Raw genomic sequence first — 17,046 nt, forward strand, 5'->3', positions numbered from 1 at the left:
AATCTTAATGGTAAATAACTCTCTTTTCTTTTGAACGACCCTTGATAAGTCTTTTATAAAGGAAAGATAACTGTGTTACCCAAGCTAGGTGTGCCATTTTTACAGAACCAACTTCGATCACTTCGTCATCTGGCTCAATCATTCCAGGCATCATCTTTGTGTATCCTTTAAAGATACGTTTAGGTTTTACTACAGAGTAAATCTCTCCAAGTTTTGCCTTCTTACTCGAGTAGGCAAATATAAAATGACTTCTCTTCATACGACAAACTTCTTTATAAAGTTTAGTCCAAAAACGAACAGCTAATGTTTTTGATCTCTGGCTTCGACATAACCAAAGGCCAGTGATTTCAAACATTGATTCTTTATATTTTGGAAAACTCTCTGCAAGAACTGACATTCCTTCATCAGGAAGACTGTCAATAACTCTTGAATGTTCAGCAGGGGCCAATACGAAGCCACCGCAGATATTTCCACGCTGATTTAACACAGCAAATGTTTTTGAGTTTTGTAAAAAGTGGATTGGAAAGCGTACCCCAATGTTGCGATATGCTAATTCCGAAAATACGCGTAGCTCTTGCGCATCTTCAAGTTTGATGAATGATGTATTCTTGATTCTTTTAAACTTCAAAGTGGTGAGTCGCGTGTACGCACCGAGTTCAATTACTCTTGAAATCATATCTCTTCCCCTTCGCTTTTGAATTTCTTCTAAGCTCGGGCATTATAGCGATTTATTTTTCACTATTGCAAATTTTGAATTTATTACATTAATCAATAAATCTATAATCTTTTTTTTTAAGTTATTGAAACTATAGGAATTGTGGGTAAGTTTCTTACAAAGTCTTAATTCTTGTTTGACGTAAAACTAATAATTGCGTCAATATTTTTAATAGAAGGTGACTTTCTGACCCTAAGTGGAAAATGTTTAATTGAGTCGAAGTCTCAGCTTTTTACTTTTTATGAATGCATAATGTGTTAAAATTTAAACTAACCTTATTAAAAGGAAGTGTGTGGTTTCCATTAACAATTCACGTGGCTCGGCCATCATTCAAGTTTTATTTGCAGCTTCTATTGTTGGTGCATTAGGTCTTTTTGTATTTAAGTCGGGTGCATTGCAAAATGTATTGCAAAGACAAGTTAAGGTTGATGAATACATCCTGCAAACTCAAAACGAGATAAGTAGTCTACTGGCCAGCGCAAAGACTTGTAATGATTCTTTGAGCACTAGTTTTTCTGCTATTGGTCCTTATACTGACGGTTATGTTATCGACAAGGGCTCAAGGCTAAGAGTTCAAAAAATTGTACCTGGTCCAAGAATTGGTCGAGAACAAAATATTGATGTTTTTTTTGATTTCTATGTAACAGAAACAAAGAGTACAAGAACACTAAAGAAGACATTTCCTCTGATTTATTATTTTTCTACATCTGATACTGGAGCTGAAGTAGAGAATTGTGTTAGCTTTAAGGCCGAAAGTATATCTTCTGGTCAATCTCAAAATTGTGAACTCAGTGGTGGTTTATTTAATTCTTCAATTGGTAGATGTGATTATTCAAGTTTTCAAGAAACAGAGTTTACAGAGCTTATTAAAGATGCTGCTTGTAAAATTATTGGAAGTGAATTTGCTGGAACTTTCTGTAATGGCGTGAATATTGCTGGAGTGGTTTCTACTTCTCATATCACATCCTCATCATTAGACCTTCAAGGAACTTTTAGAACAGGACTTGAAAACTTTAGCTGCTCTGGGATTCAGGTCGCTCGTGGTTTTAAAGCAGACGGAACTCTGGACTGTGCCGATGTCGTTTGTCCTACTCTTAGTACATCCACATATCTTGCTGTTGAGATCGGTGGTGAAATTAAGTGTCAATGTCAAAGAGATAAAACTTTAGAGAAACCTTCCTTTGCTTGTGGTGATACTGATCCACAATCTTGTGTTGACTATCAGGTTAATGATGGCTGTGGGCTTGGAAATTTATGCACAATTAAACGCGGAAAGTTTCCCACTTGCCCTGGTGTTGCTGCATGTGGTGAAACCATTACAAACTCTTGCGGCGAGGTCTGCTCCCAAGGGGCTGCTTGCGGCACGTGTACTGACACAAGCTGGACAGAAGATCCAAGCACTGTTTGCATGGGGGATGTATTTACGCAAGTGAGTAACTGTGGCTCTACTCGAAGCGCTGTCGGGACAAAAGATTGCTCATCTTCTCCTCCAGATAGTTCCCTCCTTTGTCCAGCAGTGAAACCTTATTGTAATAAAGCATATCAAGAGTGTAAGTGTGGTAGATGGGTGTGTTCTGATTATAGGACTTTCGAATGTTAGGAAATAATTATAAACGAAATGGTGGGTTTACATTAATCGAGCTGTCTTTGAGTTTAGGGCTTGTTGGAATAATTTTACTCGGTGTTAATCATCTGATGTCGAATTCTTCTTCAATCTCATCACGGGCTAAATCAGATACTGCTATTGAAGAAACACTTTTTCGAGTGAAGAAATTATCATCTAATAATGATAAATGTGATCAGATTGTTCAAGGTGCGACAAATTCCAATAATTTTTCGTTTTCTATTGATGGCGAAAATTTTGGTGCAGGAAAAAAAATTGGAGCTAATGCGAAAATCTTATCTATTGGTTCCGAAACTAAGCTTGTTTCAGACAAAGGCTCTTTAGTTCTTTCTTTTCTTTTTGAAAGAAGTATTAATTCCAAAGTTTCACAAGTTAGAAAGAATATAGTTTTAAGTGTTGTAAGAAGTGGGGCCACTGGCGATTTAAAATGTGGTGGCGCAAATGATATTGCTATTGAAACTCAGTCAGTAGAAGAGTATTGTGTGTCTTTAGGTGGAGATTATTCAACCGGATCTTGTAGTTTCACGTCTACACTTAATAGTGTCTTAGAAAAACGTATTTCTGAATTTCTTTGTAAAGCGATTGGCGGTAGTTTAGCCGGTACAACGTGCGATCAAATTGTATTGAATCAAGATATAGAATCGGATAATTTTTCGGCACAAAAAATTTGTCTCTCTGGTAACTGTCGAATGAAATTTGATAATTCGTCCTGCGCATCGGGCTATCTTGCAGGATTATCTGTCGATGGTCTGACGAAAGAATGTAAGGGACTAAACTTTCAGCCTGCAACTGTTGCTTGCGTTCCCGACTGTTCTTGTGCAGCTTCCGTTGCAAACTCTTCAACGTGCGATGATGGATGTGGTGGAACCTGTCAAGGTCTTGATTGTGATTATCTTGATAGGTATGAAGCAAAGCAAACTTTCCCTGCGACAGAAGAAGAATGGGCAAGGAATACTCAAGTCTGTGAGTACGTTAATTATTCAGACTTAACTGATCCTGGAACTTGTCAAGAAGATGGGCGTATTCCTATGAGTGCAGGGATTTGCAAGAAATTTAGTGCTGGAACCTGCTCTGGCCAGACTGCCCCACAAATTATTAACGTAATAGATAATACAACGTGTGATACTGGTAAAGTTTGTATAAGTGGCTCTTGTCAGAGTGTTTCAACGGCAGATGAATGTGAAAGTCCTGGTGCCTGTTCTTGGCAAAAGAGTTTTGCTGGAGAGTCTGAAGTCGGAAACTCCGGATGTTCTTGGAAAGGTTCATCATGTAATAAGTTGGATGATGTACGAAAATGTCAGCCTACTGCCTGTGAGAATTGCGTGGTTGATCCAATATGGTACAGCTGTAAAAGGAATTAGTCGTGAAAGTTTTTAATGATAGAGGAATGACATTAGTCGAAATTATGGTGGCCTTTGGACTGCTTGGGGCCGTTGCTGTTGGACTTATTTCTATTTCTAAGAATCAGGGGATGATTTCACAAAATAATAATTCGGAAGGACAAATTAGTGAGTATGTTAGTTTGATATCAAGTTCTTTGAATAATAAAATCACTTGTGATCAAATGATTCCTTCACTCGGAACTTTAGTGTTATCAACAATTGACTCAAATGTTTTGACAAGTGTTACTCATGTTGAGAGTGAGTTTATTACACCTCCTACAACTGCTAGCGTGGAAGTTTTACCAGTATCTATATTATTAAAATTTGATAAAAAGTCAGGAAATGGGACATTGAGAAGAACAAATCGCAAGGTATCATTTTTAGGGCAGTTTAAAAATGGTGTCTTTGTTGATTGTGTTGATTATGAATCTCATGCGATTCAAACATCGTTTAAGATTGGTTGTGAGACTATTGGTGGTCAATATAACTTTGATGGCACTAATGCATCTTGTGATTATTCTCAGATTAATGAGGGGTCTGCTTTTGCAAAAGGTATAAGAGAATATATTTGTACTAATGTCTATGGTGGAAGTTTCGACTCTATTAATCAAAGATGCCTCAATATGAAGATTGACGGAGAAATTCGAGCTCAAAATATTACACCAAGCTACTTCATGTTAAATGGGAAAATGCGCACTTCATTTAATCAGGCATGTACAGGTGAGAATACTTTTATAACAACAGTAAATGTTGATGGTAGTGTCGCCTGTCGAACAGTGTCGATATGCACTAAAGGCTTAGATTGTAATGGAGAACCACCTGTCGTTGTAACTCCTCCTCCATCTGTTTGTTCCGATGGTCAGACAAGGATTATTGAAGGAGAGGGGACAATGTGCTCTTGCCCTGTGTCCAAGCCGTATATGTGTAATCCCCGTATAACTCAAGTTTGTTCCTCTGGGGCTTGGAAAGAAGTTAGTTGTATTACTGGTGGATGTGAAGCGATGAGCTGTATTTAATTAAATTTAACTTTTTGTATTAAGGTTTAAGTAGTACTCTTTCATGATGAAGAATTATCTTGAACAATGCGTAAATAAATATCATCTAAAAGAACTCATTCTCTTTGCTATTCCTCTTATTATTGGTCAAGTTGGCCAGATGCTTTTTAGCATCGGTGATACTTTTGTTGCGGGAAAATTCTCTACAATTGCCCTTTCAAGTATTGGTGTTGGTAGTGCAATCATTTCTCCTGCAATCATGTTTGGTGTTGCAAGCTGTTTTAGCATAAGTGCTGTGGCCTCTAGACTCTCTGGAGAGGGGCATTCGATTAAAGAAAGTGATGTCTTTACAACAGGGCTTTCGATGTCGTTAATTTTTGGTCTATTAATTACTTCATTTCTTTTCTTTGGCGCGCCTTTAATCAAGTTCATTGGTCTCAATGACGAGATTTCTTTTAACGTGCAGTCTTATGTGAAGGTTGTGTCTTTTTCCGTTATACCTGCGTTGCTATATCAGGCGATAAAAGAATTTCTTCAGGCGATGGGGGATACATTCTTCGCAAATCTCCTCATCATTATATTTAATATTTTCAACATTATTTTAAATTATATTTTTATGTTTGGGTATGGACCTATCCCATCGTTTGGAATTATTGGAGCTGCCTATGCGACAATAATTACTCGTGCCTTTATGTTTATTGCGCTCTTTATCTATACAGAGAAGAAGTATCACCTTCCAATTTCTTATAGTCTTGAGCGTAAGAAAGAATTACTAAAACTTGGCCTTCCAGTAGGAATGGGTTCTCTTGTTGAAGTTTTAATGTTTGCTTCTGTTACTGTTTTAGTTGGAAAGATGGCAACACATATTTCTGCTTCTCATAATATCGCTCTTAATGTGGCAGGACTTACATTCATGGTTCCCTTTGCTATTAATGGTACGGCCGGTGTTAAAGTTGCTTATGCCTATGGGAAAAAAGATATCGAGCTGATTAAAAACTACTCAATCGGCTGCATCATTCTTGCTGAAGCTTTTATGTTAATGACAGCAACTTTCTATACGATATTTCCATCTTCGATTGCCTATATCTTTACAACAGATACGGCAGTTATTAGTTATGTCACGGGACTATTTTTCTATGTTGCTCTCTTTCAGATCCCTGATGGACTTCAAGTTGTTATGTGGGGAATTCTTCGTGGGATAGGTGAGAGTCGGGTTCCAATGCTTCTCTCTTTTATGGGGTATTGGCTTATCGCGATACCAATTGGGTCCTACCTTGCATTTAATGGAGGTATGCAGGCCAAGGGATTGTGGGCAGGGCTAGCAATTGGTTTAAGTATTGTTTCAGTTCTACTTGTTATTACTTTTAGAACAAGACTTAAAAAGTTGACTTTTCCAGTTTAAATGACAGAGTTTGTTTGTAGTAATCTTATCAATTTGGCCTAATATATAATAAATAAATGTCAACAAAGGATTTGTTATGTTTAAGGCCACGGTTGGTTTATGTCTTCTTGGGACTCTGTCTGTTTCTGCATCGTCAGATTTAAAAATTAATAATACTCGTTTAATAGTTAAGCTTAAAAATGAAAATGCGTCACTGGTTAGTGATTCAATTCGTGCAGTTATGCCATTATTCAGTGGTTATCAAGTTATCTACTCAGACAACATTGAAAAGTTAAAAGCTGAACTTGAAAGTAATAATCTTGTTGAAAGTGTTAATTTCGATTACTTCGCCGGTCGTTCTAAACTTGAAGTTCCAGAGTTTGTTGAAAAATTAACGCCATCATTTGAGAAAGCGACCAATGGATTTAACGACCCAGGTATTTCTAGATTATGGGCATTTAAGAGTGCAGATCGTGCAGGGATGAATGTTTCTGATGCTTATGAAGCAATGGGGAGTCAGACTGGTGAGGAAGTTGTTGTTGCAGTTGTTGACACAGGTGTTGATTATAACCATGAGGACTTGAAAGAAGTAATGTGGGTGAATGCTGGTGAAATTCCAGGAAATGGAATTGATGATGATGAGAATGGATATATTGATGATGTTCATGGAATTAATACTCTTGTAAGAGATGCTGATGGCAACGCGACTGCAGATATAATGGATAAACACTCTCATGGTACTCACGTTTCAGGAACGATTGCAGCTAAACAGAATAATGGACTTGGAATTGCTGGAGTTGCTGCTAATGCACGTATTATGGGGATCAGAACAGTTCCAAATAGTGGTGATGAAACTGATGTTGATGTTGCTGAGTCTTTTCTCTATGCTGCAAAAAATGGTGCAAAAATTATTAACTGCTCTTTTGGTAAGTCGCACAATGAAGGTGGGATGTTAGTTAAGGAGACAATTGATTATATTGGTAGAGAGTATGGTGTTCTTGTTGTCGCTGCTGCTGGTAATGAGTCTTCAAATATTGATAGATACAAAACATGGCCAGCTTCTTATGAGAGTGAAAATCTATTAGTTGTTGCTTCAACTACAAAATATGGTTCAATGTCAGGATTTTCTAATTATGGTGTGACAAATGTTGATGTGGCCGCTCCTGGTTCAAGCATTTACTCAACGACGCCTGGTAATAGATATGGAAATATGTCAGGGACGTCGATGGCTACCCCAAATACAGTTGGTGTTGCGGCACAAATTCTTTCCTTAAACCCTGGAATGTCTCCATATGAATTGAAAGCAAGAATTATGGAAAATTCAACAACTGTTTCCAAGTATAGTAATAAAGTTGGTTCTTCTGGATTAGTTAATTTACTTGATTCAATGAGATAATAATCGTTGATGGTACTCTCGAGAGTACCATCATTCTCTATTCTTTCTTGAGTAATGCTTTCATAAATAAATTATTCATCCGTGCAATTTGGGAAATCGAGATACTTTGAGGACACTCAATCTCACATCCTCCTGTAAAAGAGCATGCACCAAAGTCTTCGAGTTCCATTTGTTTCACCATCGATATTGTTCGGTCGTATGATTCAATTCTCCCTTGAGGAAGATGATCGAGATGATTAATTTTCGAAGCGGTAAAAAGTGAAGCAGATGAATTTTTACAAGTTGCTACGCAGGCGCCACATCCAATACAAGCTGCGGCATCCATGGCCTTGTCAGCTTCTTTTTTTCCAATAAGGATAGAGTTTGCCTCTGGCGCACTCCCGGTTCCTGCGCTTATAAATCCACCTTTTTGTATAATCCGATCAAAGGCAGATCTGTCAACGACAAGATCTTTTACGATAGGGAATGCTTTTGCACGCCACGGCTCAAGTACAATAGTTTCGCCCTCTTTGAAGCTTCTCATGTGTACTTGGCAAGTGGTGACATTGTCATGGGGACCATGCGCGCGTCCGTTTACAAAAATTCCGCATTGTCCGCAAATTCCTTCGCGGCAATCATAGTCAAAAGCAATAACTTTTTCTCCTTGCAGAACTAACTTCTCATTCAGGAAATCAATTGCTTCAAGTAGAGACATATCCTCATTGATTCCATCTAATTGATAGTCTCTAAAGGCTCCTTTCGTTTGAATATTCTCTTGTCGCCATATTTTAAAATTAATTTTCATTTCGTTCCTACTTGTAGCTTCTAACTGTTGGTTTTACGTATTCAAAAATCAATTGTTCACGGACGAGTTCGAACTTATCTTCAGATAAATATTTCCATGCTGATACGTAAGAGTAATCCTCGTCATTTCTCTGAGCTTCACCATCGGAACTTTGGTATTCCTCTCTAAAGTGTGCGCCACAGGATTCATTTCTTTGAAGAGCATCCTCACACATTAGTAGTGCCAGCTCAAGAAAGTCAGCGAGGCGAAGTGCTTTCTCTAGTTCTTGATTAAATTCTTTGTCGTGACCTGTCACTTTCACTTCTTTCCAAAAATCTTTTTTAATATCTTTTATTTTTGAAATTGCATGAATGAGCCCTTCTTGATTTCTACTCATCGCGCACTCTTTCCACATAATATTGCCGAGTTCTCTGTGAAAATGGTCCACAGTCTTTTTCCCGTCGATAGAGAGTAGGCGATCGATATGTGCTCGAACTTCATTAATGGACTTTTGAAATTCGGGATGGTCAATACTTGGAACTTCTTCTTTAACAATATCCGCAAGATAATTATTGATAGTATTTGGTAGAATGAAATACCCATCAATACTTGCCTGTAAAAGAGAATTAGCGCCTAAACGGTTGGCCCCATGATCGGAGTAGTTGGCCTCCCCGATTGCATAGAGACCATTGATGGTTGTCATCAGCTCGTAATCGACCCAGAGACCTCCCATTGAAAAGTGTGCCGCGGGAGAGATAAGCATTGGTTCTTGATAGGCATCAATACCTGTTATCTTTTTATACATACTAAAGAGATTGCCGTAACGATCTTTTATTGTTTGGATTCCAAGTCTCTTGATCGCATCTTTAAAATCAAGATAGACTGCATTTTTTAGTGGCCCTACTCCATGTCCAGCATCAATTCTTTCTTTCGCTGCTCGTGAAGAGATATCCCTTGGGGCAAGGTTACCATAGCTGGGGTATCTTCGTTCGAGGTAATAATCTCTCTGATCTTCAGGTATTTCATTCGCTTTTCTTTTTTCATCTTTATTTTTTGGTACCCAGATTCTTCCATCATTTCTAAGTGATTCACTCATTAAAGTAAGTTTCGATTGGGACTCACTCGATTGTGGCAGGGCGGTTGGGTGTATTTGAGTAAAGCTTGGTGCTGCAAAAAATGCTCCTTTTTTATGGGCCTTCCAAATTGCCGATCCATTACATCCTATAGCAAGTGTTGAGAGCCTAAAAACTCGTGAATAACCACCTGTCGCTAATACCACTGCATGAGCATTGTGTGCCCTTATTTCACCTGTTACAAGATTCCTTGTTATAATTCCCCTGGCCTTTCCATCTATCACAACAAGCTCAAGCATTTCGTGTCGCGTGTACATTGAGACTTTCTTTGCCTCAACCATTTTTGAAAGTTGGGAATATGCTGCAACTAAAAGTTGTTGTCCTGTCTGTCCTCGTGCATAGAAAGTTCTTTCTACTTGGACTCCACCAAAACTACGGTTTGATAAAACTCCACCATACTCACGAGCAAAAGGTACTCCCTGGGCCGTAAAATGATCAATAAGTGGAGCGGAGAGTTGGGCAAGACGGTAAACATTTGCTTCTCGTGATCTAAAGTCTCCGCCTTTTAAAGTATCATAGAACATACGCCAAACACTATCTCCATCATGTCTGTAATTCTTGCTGGCGTTGATACCCCCTTGTGCGGCAACAGAGTGCGCGCGTCTAGGAGAGTCTTGAAAACAAAAACAATCTACGTGATAACCAAGTTCTGCTAGCGTTGCAGCTGCTCCTGCTCCTGCAAGTCCAGAACCGACGACGATGATATTCAATTTTCTTTTATTTGCAGGATTGATAAGCTTCGCATTCGCTTGATACTTATCCCATTTTTCTTCGAGTTTTCCTTGAGGAACTTTACTGTTGAGTTGATCCATTATGACACCTTAGAAAAGAAAAATATGTACAGTGGGATTAGACCAAAGCCTAGTCCCATTACAACACTATAAATTTTAGAAAGTATTTCAATATATCTCATATAACGTTTGTGATAAACGCCAAGAGATCGAAATGCACTACTTACTCCATGGGATAAGTGCATCGCAAGAGGGATGGACATTACAGCATAGAAGGTTACAAGAATTGGATCTTTTAATGATGTAACTACAAGCATGTAGATATCTGAATGACCATTGATATCTGTAGGCATTGGTCCTTCAATTCCAAGCTTAACTTTTGCCCAGAAATTTGCCATGTGGACGATGATAAAAATAAGGATCATGAGTCCGAGCAGGCCCATGTTTTGTGATGGCCAAGATGATGTCTCAAGGATTTTGTTTTGATGGTATGGTGTTTCTGTTTTTCTTTTATTTCTTAAAGTGAGATTAATAGCAATCACCGTATGAAGAATGATTGCAAGATAAAGAAAAATTGAAACAACTTCAATAACAGGATTTGTTCGTAGAGCATTTGAATATGAATTATACAGATTTGGCGCAATCTCATGTGGTAGTAAGAGCAAGAAGTTTGCACTCAAGTGAACGATGAGAAAGAAACTTAAAAAAAGTCCTGTTATGGCCATTAGGTATTTTTTTATTAAGTGCATTTATTTACCTCGTAGATTCCTTAATAACTTCTCAATCAACTCTTTAAGGTCAAACTTATAGAATATATATGAATTTAAAGGAAGAAACTTTGTAATATATGAATTTGTTCCCATAATATCAGTCGGTTATACCAGTGTCCACAATATATAAAATTTACTTTGTTTGGGACTTAAAAACTCTGTTTTGATATAAGACCCTATTCAAATTTAGAGGACAATTTTATGAAGAGAAAGATGATTTTTATTAGCTTATTAGCGACTGCACCCTTTGCTGCAGAGATAAAGGTTGATGCTACAGTAGTTTATACATCTCCTACAGGAGTGGAAGAAAAATGTACGATTTTGCCAGAAATTGTTGATGGTGACTACTCGAAATCTGATAAAGAGAAAGAAGAAAAGTTTTGCGAAGTTGATTTCTACGAGGATTCTAATTTTGGTTTGTGTCCAAAGACATGGTCTACTTCACCAGGAACAATAGTTTATAAATTAAAAGGAACATCATATGAAGGTTCTAAACAACTTTTTGAAAAAGAAGTTTGCGGAACGTCGAAGACAAGATCATATAAGGCACTTGCAAAATTTAAAAATACAATGAATCAAGAAGGGACTAGTGGAACGTATGCGGCCTCGAATCTTCTCTATTATCATTTTTCTAGATACCTTGATACATCAGTGAATATTCCGGTTTCTGTCTACCGTGAAATAGATAAGAGTGAACATTTAAAAAGAGCTAAGTTAGGGCAATCATCATCTCCAGCTGGAATGATAAGAAATGGTTGGAAGTGGACTGTTGACGCAATTTTAAACCCTGATATTTACCGACCTACGAGTGACTTATTTACTGATGATGGGGAGAAGGTATACGGAGTCATGTTAAAAGACTCTGGAGAGCGATATGGAGCTGAAATAAATGGTATAAGATCAAAGTGGGGATTACAATCTTCAATTGATTTCAAAAATACTCCGGCATTTGTGGCCCTTGGAAGTTCTCTTGATGTTGAGACTGCAATTTCAAAAACACTTTCTAGTTATAATGAAAATATCAAGGCTGAAATCAAAAATCACAAGGGTGGTCTATTTAAAAAGAAAAATACTGAGGCCCTAAATAACTTAAACTATCTTTCTAAAGTTCTTCCATTAATCTCAAAAGAGCAGATGATTTTTTGGATGAAGGAATTAACAGAAATAACAATTCTCGATACCATTTTTTCTCAGCAAGATCGTATTGGTAATATTGACTATAAGTGGTACGCCTATTTTATTGACGAGAATGGAAAAGTTAAGAATGAGAAACTTGATAGTGATGTTGCTCTTTCGAAGAAATCATCTCTCCATTTCGAAGCGCCAAATAGTTCAAAGGTTGTTTTTATCCAAAGAACTCAACTTGGAGATAATGATGCTGGAGTGAGAAACGCATACATGAACTTCTCAAAGAGCGCGGGGTTAGTAGAGGCAATATCGCACTTAAATGCTAGGACATATGAGAGGGTTAAGGCCCTCGATGCTGACCTATCTTCTGAAGGGGAAATTTTCCAATACCTTTCATCAAATTTTGGGTTAAAAACGAGTGAAATTACAAGTATTGTTAAGAATACAAACCATGTTTTTGGTATTTTAAAACAAAAATGTTTAAATGGATCTCTTAAGTTTGATCTTGAACCAAAAGAGTTCCTAAAAAATCAAAAAGTAGAAGGCAAAACTGTATCATGCGAGTAGTCGTGTAAAGCTTACCAAAGCTGATATAATTTTTAGGTGGCCTAGGATTGGCCACTTTGTATATCCAGGAGGGATCTTTGCGTTCGTTCAAAAATCTTGTTTTTCTTCCAGTTATTTTATCAACATTAGTCTCTTGTAACCAAGAGGATCTTTCAAAAATCAAAGAACAATTAAAAGAAGAACTCAAAGAGGAAGTTGTCGATGATACTGCACCGACAACACCAACAACACCATTGCCAACTGAATCGGAAGATTTAAAAATTGTAATTATCTCAGACTTAAATGGAAGTTATGGTTCGGTAGATTATAATTCTCGTATTGACGTTGCTATCTCAAAAATCAATGAAGTAAGGCCAGACCTTGTTCTTGTGACTGGAGACATGGTAGCAGGTCAGAAGAAGGGACTAAATTATGAGGCCATGTGGGATGGATTCCATCGCACAGTTACAGTTCCTCTTTCGATGGCCGGAATTCCAGTTTTTGTGACGCCTGGAAATCATGATGCTTCAGCGTATTCAGGTTTTGAGCAGGAAAGAGCGATTTATAAGAGAGAGTGGGAGAGTTACCAGTCTGATTATATTCAAGACTACGATCAAATTACAAAAGTTGATATGAGCAATTACCCTTTCTATTATTCTTTCGCATTTAAAGGTACATTATTTATTTCATTAGATGGGACAAAAACTTCAGAGTTAGATAGTACTCAGAAGGCCTGGTTACTATCCCAGGTAAAAACACCTGTTGAATATAAAAATAAAGTAGTCTTCTCACACTTACCGTTTCACCCGGTAGCGCAAGGACGGGAGAATGATTACATCCGTGATGCTTCAAACTCTCTTTATAAGGAGCTTAAGTCTTCTGGAGTTAATCTCTTTTTATCTGGTCACCATCATTCATACTATCCAGGAGTTTACGATGGAACCCGTTTTGTTTCTCAATCATGTCTCGGCAGCGGGCCGAGAAAGTTAATTTCAAGTTCAAGTACAAGTAAGTATAGCTTTACAATGGTCGATTTTAGCGATGGTATTAAGGTAGATGCTTATGATTATCCAAGCTTCAAAAAACCTGTGCCAAGAAGCTCGCTACCAAGTAAAATTAAATCACCTAAGGGTGGATATCTTAACCGCGATGATACTGTCTTTAGTAACGTATCTATCGGTAATCTCGAATAGAATATTCTTAAGTCCTCTTCTTAATAACCGATAAGAAGAGGATGCTAAGATTCATTTTTATAACTATTTCTTTTTTATTTTTCTCTAGTTGCGCTGATGATAATTCGGCACTTGAATATCATGTTTTAATTAACAAAACACAATCAAGCTCTAATTTAAACCTGCTCCTAAAGCGTGCAACTAAACTCACTGTTGAAGTTATCTATGAAGCTGGAGCTCAGCCTTATACTGAGAATCAGATGAATCGCAATCAACCTCTTTGGAATCTCTTAGAAAATAACATCAAGGCAATCTACGAGGCCCGTGGAATGACTGTAGACTTGGTTATTCCAAAGCTTGCAAAAGATATGAAGATGGTTGATACACAAGATAAAGATAGTTGGACGGCCGATGAAATTTCCAGTTTTATTGCTGCAAACAGAGTTCATTCGCCAAGTGAGACTGAAGGAGTCATTTACGTCTTATTTGTTAATGGTCATTTTAATAATGGTGAATCGATAAATCGAAATGTCATTGGAGTCAATGTTACAGGAACCACAGATATTGCTATCTTCAAAGATGTTGTTAAAAATATGGGACCTGTACAAGATGGAATGGTAGCAAAGTTCTCAGAGCAGTCTACTCTTGTTCATGAATTCGGTCATGCGATGGGGCTTGTTAATAATGGTGTAAATCAAGTGAGTGAGCATCATGATAGTGAGCATGGAGCCCACTGCTCTAATCCCTCTTGTGTTATGTACTGGATGAATGAAGGAACGTCGAAGATGGTTGATTACGTAAATGAGTATATAAAAACTGGCGATGAAGTAATGTTCAAGGCCAGTTGCCTGGAAGATATAACTAATTACTGAGCTTTCGCTGCAGTTCTTTCTTTGTATGCTTTTAGAGCTTTTGTCACTAAGTGAATCTTTGTACCAGTCTCACCAGAAGCTTTTCCTCTCATTGTTACATTACATGTACCATCAACAGCATCACATTTATTAGGAGTAATACACTCTCTTTCTTTATCGAAGTAATAGTCTGTTTCGCCACTGACTAAGATTCCAATGGCCTCTCCATAAAAGTTAAAAATTGGCGATCCAGAATTTCCACCGAAAGTATCAAGATTTGTAATAAAGTTATTTGGGTGCATATTATGTACAACCTTCGCTCCGGCAGCTAGTTTTAGTGGTAAACCAGTTGGGTGTCCTACAACAAAAATCTGAGTTCCCGCTTTATAGTCAGAAACTTCAGAGCTAAGTGTTAGAGCTTGTTTTCCAACAGTTTTTCTGTCGAGCTTAATAACAGCATAGTCAGCCTCTGTTGTATAAGAGGCATCGATGATTTGAGAACATCCATAGACATCATCTTTTGGGAAGTTGATACCATCTTTGGATTCTGAATTGTCTTCATATCCAAATACCCAACGTGCATTGAAGCATTGGTAATTCATTTTATCTTGAACTTTGTTACCATAGTTTAGTACACAATGTCCTGCCGTCACAAGAATGTCTTCTTCAACTAAAAATCCTGTACAAGTAGGTAGTGTTGCTTGTTCTCTAAATTTAAAATCATCGCAAGTTGTTCTTCCTCTATATGATGTAAGGTCTCCGTAGTAGAGAACCTCTAATAGTTCTTTGTCTTCACTTTCTTTGAGTACACTTCTACTAGCGAGTCCTGCTACTGAATTCCTTAAGTAGCTATATGGAGTATGTCTAAGCTCAAGACGGTTATCAACACCGTAGACGACTTTATTAATACTTGGTGACTTGCCAAAAGCGTTAGCGCCCTGTGATAGAAGTGAAAGAGCAAGAGCAGAGATACTAAAAATTTGTTTCACGAAAATTCCCCCAATATATGAATACGACGTTTTCGCACAGGGCAGTAGTTTATACTAGTTAAAGTGGTTTATACTGTAGAATTTATAGCCATCAATATTAAGTGTTTAAAAAGATGAACACATTAAATTGGCAGGACCAATTTTTAATGCTCTCTGTGATTTCAGATTCTTACGTGCATATACTTGAGTTATATATTAAGCTGTCCGATAATTTAAGAAGAGATTAGGAGAAGTTTTGAGAAGCGAGAAAGCATTTGTCGACATTAACAAAAAAGACCATATCAACTCGATTTTGAATAAGATCTTTAAAAGTGCGAAACCATTACAAGTTTGGCAAAAAGAAGAGCCCCTTAGACAGAAGGCCAATGGTGTACTTAAAAGTCTCCAGCTTTCACAAAATTATATTGAATTAGAATCAACTGAAGTTAATGGTTTCCTAGATTTTAAAAATGATGAAATATTCTTCTATTCTGAATATCGCACGACCATCTTTAAATCAAAAATAAAATATAAAAACAATGGGAGAACAATTGTTATCGAGTATCCAGAAATGGTTAAGATTGAGGAAGCCCGTACTCAACCTCGAACACGTTATGGTATCAGCACAGAGCATCGAATTGAAGCCCTCTTTGAATATAATGATGGGAAGAAAGTTATTCAAAATGACGTTCGTGTCCTTGATTCAAGTGATGATGGTTGTGCAATTCTCATCTCAAAACACTTTGGCCAAAATCTTGTAGTTGGTGGAAAAGTTGTTGTGATGAATTCAAGTGTTGAGGGTCTGAAAAAAAGGGCCGGGCTGATTAGATCGATTACATTGTTTAAGAATACACTAACAGGTGAAAGCTGTTTTAGACTTGGAGTTCAACTCCTTACGAGATAATAAAATTGGAGCAAGGCTAGGGGGGGAGGACCTCACTCCAATTTTTATTTTTACCTAAAGCTCTACTAATAGCTCTTCTAGGTCAAATGTCTTGTTTTCAATTTGTTCCTTGATCAGATCAAGTCCTTCAAAGTTAATCGTATCGATATCGATATTCTCAAGTTGCGATTCAATTAGCTTAATTTCATTAATTAGCCCTTCTACAGCGATTGGCTCAGAGCGATCCATATTTAACTTTTCAACTGTTGATACTCTCATTAGAAGCTCAAGTGTTTCTTGTTTCAACTCTTCGACCTTATCTATTTTCATATTGTACATTGCTGCTTCGATTTTTCCTTTAGTCAGGTCATAGTCGAAACCTTCGAAGTTCTTTGCTGCATTTAAAGCAATAAGGTTCTTTGCTGTTGGCAAGCCTTTTACATGCTTGAATTTAATTCGTGCATCACTTTCATCTGGAAATTTTGCGAATGCGGATGAAGCTAAAATAAGTAGTAGTGCTAGTTTTTTCATATTTATTTCCCTTTAAGTTGAGTTTTTTAGATATTACCAAATTAAAACTATCGGGTAATTGTTTCTGGTAATCTTTT

At 37.4% G+C, this 17,046-nt stretch carries 15 protein-coding genes; 9 read left to right on the plus strand and 6 right to left on the minus strand.

The window, feature by feature from the left end; all coding sequences use genetic code 11:
• Positions 1–4 precede the first annotated feature (4 nt).
• Positions 5–676: a hypothetical protein gene (locus M900_RS00940; RefSeq protein WP_021272950.1), complete on the minus strand. Its 672-nt coding sequence runs from the start codon at positions 674–676 to the stop codon at positions 5–7.
• 331 nt (positions 677–1,007) lie between these two features.
• Between M900_RS00940 and M900_RS00945 the strand changes: the two genes are divergently transcribed.
• The 5 genes from M900_RS00945 to M900_RS16800 all read left to right on the plus strand — a co-directional run bounded on the left by M900_RS00945 (position 1,008) and on the right by M900_RS16800 (position 7,493).
• Positions 1,008–2,315 (plus strand): hypothetical protein, encoded by a 1,308-nt coding sequence (locus M900_RS00945; protein ID WP_034730691.1) that lies wholly within the window; start codon positions 1,008–1,010, stop codon positions 2,313–2,315.
• Positions 2,309–3,700 carry a prepilin-type N-terminal cleavage/methylation domain-containing protein gene (locus M900_RS00950; protein ID WP_021273024.1) on the plus strand — a complete coding sequence of 464 codons (1,392 nt, stop codon included), beginning with the start codon at positions 2,309–2,311 and terminating at the stop codon, positions 3,698–3,700. Before M900_RS00945 ends, M900_RS00950 begins: the two co-directional genes overlap by 7 nt.
• Positions 3,701–3,702: 2 nt before the next feature.
• Positions 3,703–4,737, plus strand: a complete 1,035-nt coding sequence (locus tag M900_RS00955) for a type II secretion system protein (protein WP_021273007.1) — start codon at positions 3,703–3,705, stop codon at positions 4,735–4,737.
• 43 nt (positions 4,738–4,780) lie between these two features.
• A complete protein-coding gene (locus M900_RS00960; protein WP_021272989.1) occupies positions 4,781–6,118 on the plus strand; it encodes an MATE family efflux transporter in 1,338 nt (445 codons plus the stop codon).
• 76 nt (positions 6,119–6,194) lie between these two features.
• On the plus strand, positions 6,195–7,493 hold the full coding sequence (locus M900_RS16800; protein ID WP_021273022.1) for a S8 family peptidase: 1,299 nt from the start codon (positions 6,195–6,197) through the stop codon (positions 7,491–7,493).
• 37 nt (positions 7,494–7,530) lie between these two features.
• Here M900_RS16800 and M900_RS00970 read toward each other — a convergent pair whose 3' ends face one another.
• Genes M900_RS00970 through M900_RS00980 form a run of 3 tightly spaced genes read right to left on the minus strand, consistent with a single transcriptional unit; the run spans position 7,531 to position 10,869 of the window.
• Positions 7,531–8,277, minus strand: coding sequence for a succinate dehydrogenase/fumarate reductase iron-sulfur subunit (locus M900_RS00970; RefSeq protein WP_021272962.1), 747 nt, complete (start codon positions 8,275–8,277; stop codon positions 7,531–7,533).
• A gap of 7 nt (positions 8,278–8,284) precedes the next feature.
• Positions 8,285–10,201 carry a fumarate reductase/succinate dehydrogenase flavoprotein subunit gene (locus tag M900_RS00975; RefSeq protein ID WP_021273003.1) on the minus strand — a complete coding sequence of 639 codons (1,917 nt, stop codon included), beginning with the start codon at positions 10,199–10,201 and terminating at the stop codon, positions 8,285–8,287.
• Entirely contained in the window at positions 10,201–10,869 is a 669-nt protein-coding gene (locus M900_RS00980) for a succinate dehydrogenase cytochrome b subunit (RefSeq protein WP_021273020.1), read from the minus strand. Before M900_RS00980 ends, M900_RS00975 begins: the two co-directional genes overlap by 1 nt.
• A 222-nt stretch (positions 10,870–11,091) precedes the next feature.
• On the opposite strand from M900_RS00980, the gene M900_RS00985 reads away from it, so the two are divergent.
• From M900_RS00985 to M900_RS16805, 3 genes are all read left to right on the plus strand, one after another.
• The gene (locus M900_RS00985; RefSeq protein ID WP_021273038.1) at positions 11,092–12,585 is read left to right on the plus strand and encodes a hypothetical protein; all 1,494 of its coding nucleotides are present in this window, start codon (positions 11,092–11,094) and stop codon (positions 12,583–12,585) included.
• A gap of 77 nt (positions 12,586–12,662) precedes the next feature.
• Positions 12,663–13,757, plus strand: coding sequence for a metallophosphoesterase (locus M900_RS00990; RefSeq protein WP_021273008.1), 1,095 nt, complete (start codon positions 12,663–12,665; stop codon positions 13,755–13,757).
• A gap of 41 nt (positions 13,758–13,798) precedes the next feature.
• On the plus strand, positions 13,799–14,608 hold the full coding sequence (locus M900_RS16805; RefSeq protein WP_021273011.1) for a putative lipoprotein: 810 nt from the start codon (positions 13,799–13,801) through the stop codon (positions 14,606–14,608).
• Here M900_RS16805 and M900_RS01000 read toward each other — a convergent pair.
• Positions 14,602–15,576 (minus strand): serine protease, encoded by a 975-nt coding sequence (locus tag M900_RS01000; protein ID WP_021273010.1) that lies wholly within the window; start codon positions 15,574–15,576, stop codon positions 14,602–14,604. The genes M900_RS16805 and M900_RS01000 overlap by 7 nt on opposite strands.
• A 235-nt stretch (positions 15,577–15,811) precedes the next feature.
• Here M900_RS01000 and M900_RS01005 point away from each other — a divergent pair, with 235 nt between their 5' ends.
• Complete coding sequence (locus M900_RS01005; protein ID WP_021273030.1) at positions 15,812–16,459, plus strand: hypothetical protein; 648 nt, start codon at positions 15,812–15,814, stop codon at positions 16,457–16,459.
• Positions 16,460–16,513: 54 nt separating this feature from the next.
• Here the strand turns inward: M900_RS01005 and M900_RS01010 are convergent, their stop codons facing one another.
• Positions 16,514–16,969 (minus strand): hypothetical protein, encoded by a 456-nt coding sequence (locus M900_RS01010; protein WP_021272968.1) that lies wholly within the window; start codon positions 16,967–16,969, stop codon positions 16,514–16,516.
• Between the last annotated feature and the right edge of the window lie 77 nt (positions 16,970–17,046).

The organism is Bacteriovorax sp. Seq25_V (genome assembly GCF_000447795.1).
In the GTDB taxonomy this organism is placed as follows: domain Bacteria; phylum Bdellovibrionota; class Bacteriovoracia; order Bacteriovoracales; family Bacteriovoracaceae; genus Halobacteriovorax_A.

Bases quoted from the DNA above. Each gene is read 5' to 3' on its own strand.
- M900_RS00960 (WP_021272989.1), top strand. From the start codon at position 4,781: ATGATGAAGAATTATCTTGAACAATGCGTAAATAAATATCATCTAAAA.
- M900_RS00975 (WP_021273003.1), bottom strand. From the start codon at position 10,201: ATGGATCAACTCAACAGTAAAGTTCCTCAAGGAAAACTCGAAGAAAAA.
- M900_RS00950 (WP_021273024.1), top strand. From the start codon at position 2,309: ATGTTAGGAAATAATTATAAACGAAATGGTGGGTTTACATTAATCGAG.
- M900_RS00980 (WP_021273020.1), bottom strand. From the start codon at position 10,869: ATGCACTTAATAAAAAAATACCTAATGGCCATAACAGGACTTTTTTTA.
- M900_RS16800 (WP_021273022.1), top strand. From the start codon at position 6,195: ATGTTTAAGGCCACGGTTGGTTTATGTCTTCTTGGGACTCTGTCTGTT.
- M900_RS00970 (WP_021272962.1), bottom strand. From the start codon at position 8,277: ATGAAAATTAATTTTAAAATATGGCGACAAGAGAATATTCAAACGAAA.
- M900_RS00985 (WP_021273038.1), top strand. From the start codon at position 11,092: ATGAAGAGAAAGATGATTTTTATTAGCTTATTAGCGACTGCACCCTTT.
- M900_RS16805 (WP_021273011.1), top strand. From the start codon at position 13,799: ATGCTAAGATTCATTTTTATAACTATTTCTTTTTTATTTTTCTCTAGT.
- M900_RS01010 (WP_021272968.1), bottom strand. From the start codon at position 16,969: ATGAAAAAACTAGCACTACTACTTATTTTAGCTTCATCCGCATTCGCA.
- M900_RS00940 (WP_021272950.1), bottom strand. From the start codon at position 676: ATGATTTCAAGAGTAATTGAACTCGGTGCGTACACGCGACTCACCACT.